Annotated in this window: 9 protein-coding genes and 1 pseudogene; 2 read left to right on the top strand and 8 right to left on the bottom strand. The window is 70.3% G+C overall.

The features are described 5' to 3' along the window. Window positions 1–812 precede the first annotated feature (812 nt). From GWK61_RS47515 to GWK61_RS47500, 4 genes are all read right to left on the bottom strand, one after another. Window positions 813–1,772, bottom strand: coding sequence for a cyclase family protein (locus tag GWK61_RS47515; protein WP_194919789.1), 960 nt, complete (start codon window positions 1,770–1,772; stop codon window positions 813–815). Window positions 1,773–1,785: 13 nt separating this feature from the next. After that, window positions 1,786–2,946, bottom strand: a complete 1,161-nt coding sequence (locus GWK61_RS47510; RefSeq protein ID WP_194919787.1) for an epoxide hydrolase family protein — start codon at window positions 2,944–2,946, stop codon at window positions 1,786–1,788. Window positions 2,947–3,160: 214 nt separating this feature from the next. After that, window positions 3,161–3,538 (bottom strand): YciI family protein, encoded by a 378-nt coding sequence (locus tag GWK61_RS47505; protein ID WP_194919785.1) that lies wholly within the window; start codon window positions 3,536–3,538, stop codon window positions 3,161–3,163. 89 nt (window positions 3,539–3,627) lie between these two features. Further along, complete coding sequence (locus GWK61_RS47500) at window positions 3,628–5,166, bottom strand: multicopper oxidase family protein (RefSeq protein WP_194919783.1); 1,539 nt, start codon at window positions 5,164–5,166, stop codon at window positions 3,628–3,630. Between the two features lie 122 nt (window positions 5,167–5,288). Here GWK61_RS47500 and GWK61_RS47495 point away from each other — a divergent pair, with 122 nt between their 5' ends. Continuing rightward, the gene (locus GWK61_RS47495; protein ID WP_194919781.1) at window positions 5,289–5,426 is read left to right on the top strand and encodes a hypothetical protein; all 138 of its coding nucleotides are present in this window, start codon (window positions 5,289–5,291) and stop codon (window positions 5,424–5,426) included. Between the two features lie 48 nt (window positions 5,427–5,474). Beyond that, a complete protein-coding gene (locus tag GWK61_RS47490; protein ID WP_194919779.1) occupies window positions 5,475–6,143 on the top strand; it encodes a GntR family transcriptional regulator in 669 nt (222 codons plus the stop codon). Between the two features lie 85 nt (window positions 6,144–6,228). Here GWK61_RS47490 and GWK61_RS47485 read toward each other — a convergent pair whose 3' ends face one another. From GWK61_RS47485 to GWK61_RS47470, 4 genes and pseudogenes are all read right to left on the bottom strand, one after another. After that, window positions 6,229–7,113, bottom strand: coding sequence for an intradiol ring-cleavage dioxygenase (locus GWK61_RS47485; protein WP_194919777.1), 885 nt, complete (start codon window positions 7,111–7,113; stop codon window positions 6,229–6,231). Continuing rightward, window positions 7,110–7,715 (bottom strand): 3-oxoacid CoA-transferase subunit B, encoded by a 606-nt coding sequence (locus tag GWK61_RS61205; protein ID WP_194919791.1) that lies wholly within the window; start codon window positions 7,713–7,715, stop codon window positions 7,110–7,112. The genes GWK61_RS47485 and GWK61_RS61205 overlap by 4 nt, the downstream gene beginning before the upstream one ends. Window positions 7,716–8,018: 303 nt before the next feature. After that, window positions 8,019–8,666, bottom strand: a pseudogene (locus tag GWK61_RS61200) (3-oxoacid CoA-transferase subunit A); the annotation flags it as partial. Window positions 8,667–8,675: 9 nt separating this feature from the next. Continuing rightward, the gene (locus GWK61_RS47470; RefSeq protein WP_194919773.1) at window positions 8,676–11,498 is read right to left on the bottom strand and encodes a galactose-binding domain-containing protein; all 2,823 of its coding nucleotides are present in this window, start codon (window positions 11,496–11,498) and stop codon (window positions 8,676–8,678) included. Window positions 11,499–11,822 lie beyond the last annotated feature (324 nt).

Here is an 11,822-nt window from a genome sequence, read left to right as displayed (position 1 = left end):
GTCTTCGGCGTCGCCCTCAACACCGCCGCCCACCGCGGCCACATCACCAAAACCGCACCCGGCACCTACACCATCACCCCACAACAAGCCTTGACACCGGCCACAAACCCTTAACTACCCGATCTTGCTGTCCGACCTGATTGGCAGAGCCCGCCGACAGCGACGAGGGAACCGGGACAACCCCCGCCTGTGGTGTGAACGAGGTCCACCCGGGCACACAGGCGGCGGTGAGCCATCGAGCGCGAGGTGCGGGGATCCATCCCACAGGCGGGGTTGTCCCGGGTTCCCGTCGCGTCGGCGGGCGCAGCCAACCTGGCCGGTTTGGCGGTGTCCAGCCGGACGGAGGCCGGCCACAGCAGCTGTGATGCGGCTGGACACCGCCAAACCGGTCTGGTTCCGTAAGGCGACGACGCGATGGGGAACCCGGGACGAACGCGACCACAAGCAGCGTCCGCCGCCTGACTACGCGGCCCCCCACTCCCCGGAGCGAGGCCGCTCGCCGCGCAGGCGCCGCCGGAGGCCCTGTCTTTGACCTTCAGGCACCCACCACACGCGGCAGACAGCCGCCCACATGACGCGTGCGCAGTGACTCGGACCGGCGCGCGGTCGTGCACAGACTCACCGGCGGCCGCCAGCGCCAGCCGCGTGGCACAACCGAACTGCGCCCCCCGCGAGGCCATCCAACCATGCGCGAAGCCGTAAAAAGCCTCTAAAAACCACAAACCAACCGCACCCACCACACCCACCCGCCACCAGCACCAGCACCAGCACCAGCACCAGCACATAAAACAGGAGCGCCAACAATCACCACATCACTTCAGCGCCAACGGATTGACCGGCGTCCCCACCCCGCCGGTCACCTTCAGCGGCGGCGCGGTGAAGAAGAACTCCCACACCCCGTCGGCCTCGCAGTCCGCGGCCAGCTCCTCCAGGTCCAGCAGCTCGCCGAGGGTCATGCCCATGTCGCGGATCAGGACCAGGTGCACGGTCAGGAACTCCCCCGGCACCTCGCCCGGGAGCACCTCCAGCGCCCAGTTGTCCGCGGCGACCGCGGCCACGTCGTGCTCCTTGAGCCACGCGCAGCACCCCATCCCCAGGCCCGGCTCCCCGGCCAGGAACTTCGCCGAGTCGTGCTCGGTCAGGAACTTGCGACGCCAGCCGGTCCGCACCAGCAGGATGTCCCCGGCGCCGACCTCCACGCCGCCCTGGCGCTCGGCGGCCGCGTCCAGGTCCTCCGGCGTGATGACCGTCCCGGCGGGCAGCCACTCGACGCCGTGCAGCGCCGCGACGTCCAGCAGCACGCCCCGGCCGGCGATCCCCTTGGCCTGCTTGTCGATCGAGCAGCGCGCCGCGCCCTTCACGGTGATCGAGGACGCGGCGAAGCCGTTGTAGAGCCGGTCGTCGTAGTACACGTGGGCCAGGGCGTCCCACTGCGTCGAACTCTGCAACGGCATGACGATGTAGTCGTCCGAATACCGGGTCCCGCACGGGATCTGCTGTCCCTGGCCGGTCTCGAGCATGACGTGGAGCGGGTTCTGCCGGAAGGTGCCGTTCGGGCCGTCCGCGGCGACCGGGATGCCGAGGTCGAACACCTTGCCCCGCTGGATCAGCTTGCCCGCGGCGACCAGGCGCTCCGGGGTGATCAGGTTGGCGGTCCCGCGCTCGTCCTCCACGCCCCACCGGCCCCAGTTGCTCAGCCGGGCGCCGATCTCGCGGAACGTCCCGTTCTTGGGGGTCTCAGAGGTCTCAAAAGCCTCAGTGGTCGTCGTCATCGCCGCACACCCCTCACGGCTTCTTCAACTGCCGGCCGAACGCCTGCAGGTCCTCGACGAACAGGTCGGGCTCCTCCAGCGCGGCGAAGTGGCCGCCCCGGTCGTGCTCCCGCCAGTGCACGAGCGTGGGGAAGTCGCGGTCGACGAAGCGGCGGATCGGCTTGAACAGCGCGCCGGGGTAGACGGCGATGCCGAGCGGCTGGGAGATCGGGTTGAGGCGCCCGGTCACCCCCGCCTTCGGCAGGAAGGGGAGGTTGTCGAAGTAGAACTGCGCCGAGGACCCGGCGGTGTTGGTGAACCAGTAGATCGACGCGATCGTGAGCAGCACGTCCCGGTCCACCGCGTCCTCGGGGACGTTCGGCGCCTGGGCCCAGTCCTTGAACTTCTCCACGATCCAGGCCAGCTGCCCCACCGGCGAGTCGGCCAGCGGATAGGCGATGGTGTGGGGGCGCGTCGACTGGAGCTTCATCGAGCCCGAGAACTCGGCGACGAACCGGTCCAGCAGCGTCAGCCGGTGCTGCTCCTCCTCCGTCAGGCCGTCCAGCTCCCCCGGCTCGCCGCTGGGCAGGATCACCAGCATGTTCAGATGCAGCGCGCTGACCTGCTCGGGCCGGGCGTGCGCGAGCACCATGGAGACCGCCGCGCCGAAGTCGGCGCCCTGCGCCACGTAGTGGTCGTAGCCGAGCCGCTCCATCAGCTCGGCCCAGGCCGCGGCGGTGCGCTGCACGGTCCAGCCCGGCAGGCCGTGCGGGCCGGAGAACCCGAAGCCCGGGATCGCGGGGATGACCAGGTGGAAGGCGTCGGCCGGGTCGCCGCCGTGCGCGCGCGGGTCGGTCAGCGGGCCGATGATCTCCTCGAACTCCAGGAACGAGCCGGGCCAGCCGTGCGTGACCAGCATCGGGGTGGCGTCCGGCTCGGGCGAGCGGACGTGCAGGTAGTGCACGCCGACGCCGTCGATCTCGTCCCGGTACTGCGGGAAGCGGTTCAGGCGGGTCTCGATCGCGCGCCAGTCGTACTCGGTCTGCCAGTAGCGGACCAGGTCCCGGAGGTAGTCCGGCGGGACACCCCGGTCCCAGCCGGCCTCCGGCAGCCCGACCGGCCAGCGCACGGCGGCCAGCCGCCGCCGCAGGTCGTCCAGGTCTGCTTGGGGTATCTCGACACGGAAAGGCTGCATGTCCGGCTCCCGTCCAGATCGCGACCGCCACACGGCGTCACCGCATATCGTCCGCGCGGGTGCCGAAATCGGGCATCTCCGGCTGTGCGCTCAGCACGCTGCCCCGGCTCCCAGGTGGGAGCAGGGGCAGCGGTCAGCGTGATTCAGGCAGCGCACATTCTGTCGGCGCGACTCAGGCAGCGCATTTCAGGCAGCCCAGTTCAGGCAGCGCGACTCAGGCTTCGCCGTCGGGCCCCGCACCGAACGCGTCGTGCAGGACCGGCCAGACCTCGACCCCGGTGTCGGCCGCCCACGGCATCTCCGCCGCGATCTCGCGGGCCCGCTCGGCCGAGGCCACGTCCAGGAGGTACAGGCTGCAGACGAACTCCTTGGCCTCCAGGTACGGGCCGTCGGTGGTGAACGGGCTGCCGTCCTTGGTCCGCACCAGCGAGGCCTCGCTCTCACCGCCGAGGCCGTAGGCCCCGAGCAGCTCGCCGGTGGCGTGGTAGCGCTTGTTCCAGGCGTCCTGCTTGGCGCGTTCCTTCTCCAGGATCTCCTCCGGGATCGAAGCCCACTTCTCCTCGTTGCCGTAGATCAGGAGCAGGTACTTCATGGCAGCCCTCGGCCTCCTCGCTTTACGCACCTTACGAGAGGCCACTCTACGAGATCCACGGCCGCACGCACGGCCACCACGCCCGGTACCTAGGCGGTGATGTCCATCCGCGCCATCATCCCGGTGAACGAGGCGTGCTCCAGCAGATGGCAGTGGAACACGTACTTCCCCGGGTAGTCCGAGAACGTCGCCTGCAACCGCACGGTCCCGTTCGCCGGGATCGGCACCGTGTCCTTGAGCCCCTGCATCGACGGGCCCGGGGGCGCGCCGTTGATGTCCAGGACCCGGAACTGCACCAGGTGGATGTGGAAGTTGTGCTCCCAGCCCGAGATGTCCGTGACCTGCCAGATCTCCGTCGTGCCGACCGGGATCGAGGCCATGACCACGTTCGGGTCGAAGACCTTGCCGTTGATGTAGAAGTAGTTGGTGTCCGCCGACAGCGACAGCGTGATGTCGCGCGTGTTCGTGGGGTGCTTCAGCGCCGGCAGCGCGGCCAGGGTCGCCGGCAGGGCCGCCTTGCGGGGCTCCGGCGGACAGGTCTCGGTGACGTCGAAGCGCAGGATCTGCCCCAGTACCGAGTCCTCCAGGTACAGCTGGGTCCCCATCGGGTAGCCGGAGAAGTCCACGAGCACTTCCCCGCGCTCGGCCGAGCTCAGCGCCAGCTGCGGTGCCACCGACGGGGCCGGCAGCAGCCCGCCGTCGCCGGCGATCTGCACCAGCGGCGTGCCGTCGCTCAGCGAGAGCGTCAGGGTCCGGTGGTTGGAACCGTTGATGAGCCGGAAGCGGTACTGGCGCTGCCCGACCGGGAAGTACGGCCGCGCCTTGCCGTTGGCCAGCAGCGCCGTCCAGGTCAGGGTCGGGTCGTAGTAGAGCGTGTTGTCCACGTCCAGGTACGCGTCGCGCAGGAAGATCGGGACGTCGTAGCGGCCGCCGGGCAGGTCAAGCACGTCCTCGGCCGGGTCGTGCAGGATGTAGACGCCGTGCAGGCCGTTGTAGACGTTGACCGCCTCCATCATGTGGAGGTGGTCGTGGTACCACAGCGTCGCGCCGCGCTGCAGATTCGGGTACGTGTACGTGCGCGAGGCCCCGGCGGCGAGCTCGTCGGTCGGGAAGCCGTCGCTGGGCGAGGGCACGTGCCCGCCGTGCAGGTGCACCACCACACTGGCGCTCAGGTTGTTGGTGTAGGTAACGGAGACCTTCCGCCCGCGCTGGGCCCGGATCAGCGGGCCGATGAAGCCGCCGCCGTAGCTGGTGACGGCGGTCGGCTTACCCGGCGCGAGCTGCACGTAGCTATTCTCGATGCTGGTCGCGTAGTGGTCGGTGTCGGCCGTCGTGGACACCGGGACGGCGTCCACCAGGCGCGGCATCGCGTCGACGAACGGCGTCAGGACCGCCGGGGGCGGCGTCACGGCGCCGGCGGCCGGCAGACCGGGCAGGCCGGCCATGCCCTTCATGCCCGGCATCAGCTCGCCGGAGCCCTCCCCCACGCCTGCGGCCGCGGGGGCGACCTGGCCGGTCGCGGCGCCGGACGCCCCGGACGCCCCGGAGTCCTTGCCCACCACCAGCAGGCCCGCGCCGGCCGACGTGCTCGCGGCGGCGGCGATCTTCAGTACGTTACGTCTTTTCAAAGCCCGAACTTCCTCACCGCAACAGGCGGACAACCCATCCCGCCGACGAACGCATGACACTGCGATGCAACTGGGATTCGGGGTGGGCGCGCATCTCCCAGATTGCGCTCCGGAGTCGGTACGTGACCGACTTCCACGCCGAACGGCCCCTGCTGCGCCGCGACCGGATCGGCGTGGAAGGATTGCCGGTCGTACTACGCGGCGAAGCCGACGATCTCCCGCTCTTGACCTGGATCCCGGGGCCAATTACGCTTCCCTGATATCTCATATCTGAGATCTGAGAATCCTCGGCCCGCCAGGAGCCCCCCATGCCGGAAGCGCTGTTCGGAACCGTCGGATCCAGCCCCGGCGCGCTCCCGTCCCGCACCGAGGCCGTGCTGGAGGCGATCAAGCACGCGATCCTGACCGGCGAGCTCAAGCCGGGCCGGCCGCTGGTCGAGACCGACCTGGCCGCCGAACTCGGAGTGTCGAAGACTCCGGTGCGCGAAGCCCTCAAGACGCTGGCCGGCACCGGGCTGGTCACGATGAGCCCGTACAAGGGCGCCACGGTCCGCGAGATCGACCCGGCGCACGCGCGCTCCATCTACGACATGCGCCTGCTGCTGGAGCCGACCGCCGCCGGGCGCGGCGTGGCCGGACGCACCGACTGGTCGGCGGCGCGCGCCGCCCTGGAGGCCGCCGACCGCGCCGCCGACGCCGCCGAGCGCTCGCTGGCCAACCGCGCCTTCCACCGCGAGATGTACCTCGGCTGCGGCAACCCGCTGCTGGTGCGGGCGCTGGACGACCTGCGCGACCAGACCGCACTGGTGTCGGCCGCTGCGTGGGCGCGGCGGGCGTCGTGGGAGCACGAGGCGGCCGAGCACCGGGCGATCCTGGACGCGGCGATGCGGGGCGACACCGAGGAGGTCAGGAACCTGATGCGGAGTCATATCAGTTCCTTCGTGGCGCGGACGTTTCCCGAGGACGACGAGGGCTGATGAGGGCTGATGGCGCGGGACCGACCGGCGTCGCAAGCCTGAGCTCGACGCCATCACTCGCCACTCGCCAGACTCGTCGCCCCTGTCAGTCGGCGTCCTCGGGCACCAGCACCAGGTCGTAGGCCATGCTCGTCCACGCTCCCGCACGCCGGGATCCGTCCGGCGCCTCCCCGCCCTCGTGATATCCGGCCTCGACGACCAGGCTGTCCTTCACCCCGAACACCGCGTCAGAGCCCAGATACGGGTCGCCCGCGACGAAGATGTGGGTGATCAGGGTCCGATAGCCCGGCGCGGTGACCATGAAGTGCAGGTGGGCCGGCCGCATCGGGCTGCGGCGGGCGGCGGTGAGCAGGTCGCCGACGGGGCCGTCGTGCGGGATCGGGTAGGGCGTCGGCAGGACGGTCCAGAAGCGGAAGGCGCCGTCGGGTGCCGTGTGCAGCCGTCCGCGGCCCGCCGAGCGGTCGCCGGGGTACTGGACGTCGTAGAAGCCGTCCTCGTCGGCGCCCCAGACGTCCACGCGCACGTCGCCCAGCGGCGTGCCGTCGGGCGCGAGTACGTGCCCTGACACGTAGCACGGCGTCCCGGCGGCGCCGCGTGCCAGGTCGCCGCCGAGCGGGACCTCCGGCGCGGCGTCGACGAAGAAGGGGCCGAAGACCGTCGCCTCGGTCGCCCCGGGCGTCTTCGGCTCGTTGATCGCGACGGTGAGCATCGACAGCCCGAGGACGTCGGACAGCAGGATGAACTCCTGGCGCCGGTCGTCGGTGATGTGCCCGGTCCGGGTGAGGAAGTCGATCGCCGCCTCCCACTCCCCCTGGCCGAGCCGGACCTCGCGGGCGAAGCCGTGCAGATGGCGGATCAGGGCCTGCAGGATCTCCAGGAGCCGCGGGTCGGCGGTGCCGGCGAAGGCGGCCAGCACCTCGTCGGTCACGGCCTGTTCCCGGTCGGCGCCGACCGGTCCTTCAGCACTCATCTGAGCGGTACCTCCAGGAGATTCGCCAGGTCGTCGATGGTGAGGCCGAAGGTCTCGCGGACGAGGACGCCCTCCGGCGTGAGGTCGAGGATCGCGTGGTCGGTGTAGACCCGGTCGACGCATCCCAGGCCGGTCAGCGGATACGTGCACCGCGGCACCAGCTTGGGCTCCCCGGCCTTGGTGAACAGCGTCATCATGACGAACACCCGGCGCGCGCCGATCGCCAGGTCCATCGCCCCGCCGACGGCCGGGATCGCGTCGGGCTCGCCGGTGTGCCAGTTGGCGAGGTCGCCCGCCGCCGACACCTGGAACCCGCCGAGCACGCAGAAGTCGAGGTGGCCGCCGCGCATCATCGCGAACGAGTCGGCGTGATGGAAGTACGACGCACCGGGCAGCTCGGTCACCGGGAACTTCCCGGCATTGGTGAGGTCGGGATCGACATCGGCGCCATGAGCCGCCGGACCCATGTTGAGCATTCCGTTCTCGGTGTGCAGCACGACACCGGAGCCGGCGGGGAGGTGGTCGGCGACGAGGGTCGGCAGGCCGATGCCGAGGTTGACGTAGGCGCCGGACGGGATGTCGCGGGCGACCAGGGCCGCCATCTCGTGTTTGGAGAGCGGGCCGGGGTGCGCGGTCGGGGCGGGGCGGGTGCTGCTGCTGATCGCAGGTCGCTCGACATCCGCGGCACGACGAGCGGTGCCGACGTTCCGGCGGTCGGCATCTACAGCCCAGCGCTCGGAGCCCGCGGCGGGGCGGCCGAAGTCTGCGCCACCGCGCTCGGCGTCGGCGCCGGACCGGCCGGAGTCTGCCGCGCGGCGCTCGGCGTCGGCGTGCGAGCGGGCGAAGTCTGTTTCATCGCGCTCGGCACCAGCACCAGCCGCAGCACCAGACCGCCCGGCCTCCATCAGCACCCGGTCCACATAAATGCTCGGCGTCACCACGGCCTCGGGGTCCAGCGCCCCGACCTCGACCACCTCGCGTACCTGCGCTACCACCAGCGTCGCGGCGGTGGCCATCACCGGGCCGAAGTTGCGCGCGGTCTTGCGGTACACCAGGTTCCCCATCCGGTCGGCCCGGTACGCGCCGATCAGCGCGACGTCGCCGCGGATCGGGTATTCGAGCACGTACGCGCGACCGTCGATGACCCGCGTCTCCTTGCCCTCGGCCAGCGACGTGCCCACGCCGGTCGGGCAGAAGAACGCGCCGATCCCGGCTCCGGCGGCCCGCATGCGCTCGGCCAGCGTCCCCTGCGGCACCAGCTCCAGCTCGACCAGCCCCGCGCGGTACAGCTCGTCGAACACGTACGAGTCGGACTGGCGCGGGAACGAGCAGATCACCTTCCGCACCCGCCGCTTCGCCAGCAGCGCCGCGAGCCCGGTGTCGCCGTTGCCGGCGTTGTTGGAGACGATCGTCAGGTCCTTCGCGCCCTGCCGGATGAGCGCGTCGATCAGCGCGACCGGCATCCCGGCCATGCCGAAACCGCCGACGAGGACTGTGGACCCGTCGGCGATCCCGGCAACCGCTTGGTCGGGGTCGGCGTGGATTTCGGTCACGCACTCACCCTAGCTCGCGTACACCCCCAGCTCCGAGAGCTGCCCCGCAGGCCAACCGGTGTTCGCCGTGAACGTCAGCTTCACGTATCGCACGCTCGCGGCACCGAAGGTCGCGCTCGCCGTGTTCCCCGTGCTCGGATCGAACGTGTAGCCCTGCGACGGCGCCAACGTCGTGTAGTTCGTGCCGTCCGTGCTGCCCTGGATCAGGATCGTCTCGGTCCGGGTGCTCCACGCGCTGGCCGGCGGCAGGTTCAGGACCACGTGCCCGACGCTGTGCGCCGACCCCAGATCCACCTGGAACCACTGCGGGAAGGCGTTGTTCGTGCTCTCCCAGTACGTCGAGGTGTTCCCGTCCACCGCGTTCCCCGGCGCGTAGTTCTGGTTGGACCCACTGGCCGTGGCCGGCTGGTTCAACGCCAGGTTCGGGTTCGGCGGAGGGTTCCCGCCGCCGGAGGCCGCCAGCGCCAGGTAGTTGGCGTTCCACCCGCCGTTGTCTTCGTTCAGCGTCAGCACCTGCTGCCCGGCCGGCAACGTCACGTTCGCCGTCACCGTCGTCCAGGTCTGCCAGCCGCCGGTCGCCGGGATGTTCACCGCGCCGGACAGGTTGGCACCGGAGGCGTTCGACAGATGCACGGCCCCGGTGACTGCGGACGGCGCCGCCACCCGGAGACTCACGGTGTACGTCCCGGCGCTCGCCACGTTCACCGTGTACCGGAACCACTGCCCGCCGGAGGTCCACCCGAGGTCGTAGCCCCCGCCGGTGTCCGACGTCGCCTCCAGGTCCACGCCGTCGGAGCGGTACGCGTTGCCGCTGCCGTTGGTCGAGGTCACGTGGTAGCCGACGCCCTCCCCGCCGGTGTCGTAGTTCTCGGCCTGCACCGTGCCCGGGACGGCGGCCGGCGTGCCCCCGTACGGCCCCTCCGACGGCGGAGGCGGCCCGCCGCCGCCCTGCCAGCTGTTGCCGCTGACCGTCGCGGTGAAGCCGCCGGAGTTGTTGATGTACGGCTGGAGGCCGCTGCCGAGCCCGGTGACCGTGTTGCCGGTGATCGACGCCGAGCCGCTGGGCGCCGGGTAGAAGGGCGGCTGGATCACGATGCCGTTGCGCGACGGCGAGGTGATCGTGTTGTTGGCGAAGGTGCTGTTCGTGGACTGCGAGAACCCGACGCCGTCGTAGAGCGAGTTGGTGATCGTGTTCCCGGTGGCGTTGACGCTGTCCACGACGCCGGTGTTCTGGCCGTCGCCGCCGTTGCCGATGTGGAACGCGGGCTGCCCCTGGTTGTAGGCGTCGCCGCCGGAGCGTACGACCACGTTGCCCGACACGGTCGCGCCGTGCAGGTCGCTGCCGTTGACCCCGAACCGCCCGGCACCGAGGCCGATGTAGCGGGCCGTGTCGCTGATGTAGTTGTTCTGCACGTGGTGGCCGGAGCCGCCGTAGATCCCGATCCCCTTGCCGCCCCACGGCGCGATCAGCGTGTTGTTCGTCAGCGTCACGTTCGACATCGCGGTGTACGTCGTCGACCCGTTGTACGCGACCGAGTTGATCGCCATCGCGTCGTCGCCGGTGCCACGCACGAAGTTGTTCGTCGCGGTCAGGTTGTTCCCGACGGTGCCGGTCAGCGAGACGTTGTTCAGGTTGATGCCGTCGGCCCACTCGCTGGTGACCCGGCTGTTCCGGACGGTGCCGCCGGTCCCGGACGCCCAGAACCCTGATTCGGTGTGCTGGTTCCACATCCCGTCGGCGACCCAGTTCGTGCCGGTGGTGTCCATCGTGCCGCCGTCGCCGCCGGCCGTGCCGCGGCTGGTGGCGTCGGAGTCGACGTGGAAGTTCTGCACGGTGCACGACGTCACCGAGAACACCGCCGCCAGCGGCTGGCTGTTGGGCAGCGGGACGTCGCGGTAGATCGTGCTGTACCACATCCCGGCGCCGGCGATCGTGATCCCGGTGGCCTGCAGGCCGGTCGTGCCCTTGAGGTAGAACGTGCCCTGCGGGATCCACAGGGTCTTGTTCTGCGACTGCGCCTGGTTGATGCAGTTCTGGATGGCCGCGGTGCTGTCCTGGGCCGCGGAATCGGCGCTGCCGTTGGTCGGGGCGTTGTCGGCCACGGCGCCGCAGTCGGTGATGGAGATCGAGTTCGCCGGCTGCGCGATCGGCGCCGGCGGGTTCTCGGTGTCCACGACGTCCACGTCGTAGTACGAGGCGCTGTTCGCGGAGTCCTTCACCACCGAGAAGGTGCTGCCGGGAGCGATCGCGGCGCCGGTGACGAACGAGTGCGACTCGTCCCAGAAGACGCGCGGGTCGCCGTCGGCCGGGTTCTTGTCGTCGCTGTTGTTGTAGTTCGTGCCCTCGTAGATGTAGGTCTGCTTGGAGTTGACGTTCAGCGCCTGCCGGAAGACGCCGTTGACGTAGAGGTCGAGCGTGGACGTGATGCCGCCGCCGGACGGCGCGTCGGGGATGCTGACGCGCACGTTAAGGAAGCTGATCGGCGCTCCCGTCGTGTTCGTCCACTGCACCCCCTGCCCGCCGGAGGCCAGGTGCACGTACCCGTGCCCGGACGCCTCCAGCGCCGCACTGGAGTACTCCGTCGTCGGCGGCGCGGTCAGCGAGACCGCCGAGGCCCCGCCGAGCAGCGTGCCGGACTCGGCTTCCATGCTGGTGAAGCCCTGGCTCGCCCCGACCGAGGCCGCGGTCCGGACGACAGCCGCGCCGGAGGCGGAGGCGGGGCCGGAGCCGGTGTCGTGGGGCGCCGCGAGTGCGGTCACCGGCGCCACCACGAGGGCGAGCGGGAGCAGGCGCGGCAGGAAGCCGCGCACGGTGGGGCGATGTGGTCTCATCGCAACTCCTCTCCATGCGTGGGTCACCGTATAGATTTCGCGCAGGTGTCGCAATACTCAGATGGAGTTGCGCAAAAAACTGATACAGAAGCTGCAAAGATGGGATGCAGGGCGCTGGCGCCGCAGAATCCGGGCGACCGGGCTCCCGGCGGCTGGGCAGGATGCGAACCCGTGCCCCGACCAGCCCGCTCAGGCCCATCCGTTGGCCGGAGTCGGGATCGAGGGCCGTTTTTCAGGCGCTCTCCTGCTCTATGTGTGGGTGCTGGTCGGCGGGTGGGTGTGGCGGGTGCGGTTGGTTTGTGGGTTTTAGGGGCTTTTTACGGC

The sequence above is a fragment of the Catenulispora rubra genome (assembly GCF_015356825.1).
Classification (GTDB): Bacteria; Actinomycetota; Actinomycetes; order Streptomycetales; family Catenulisporaceae; genus Catenulispora; species Catenulispora rubra.
The sequence above is the reverse complement of the archived record's forward strand: the minus strand, read 5'-3'. Positions and strand labels throughout refer to the sequence as shown.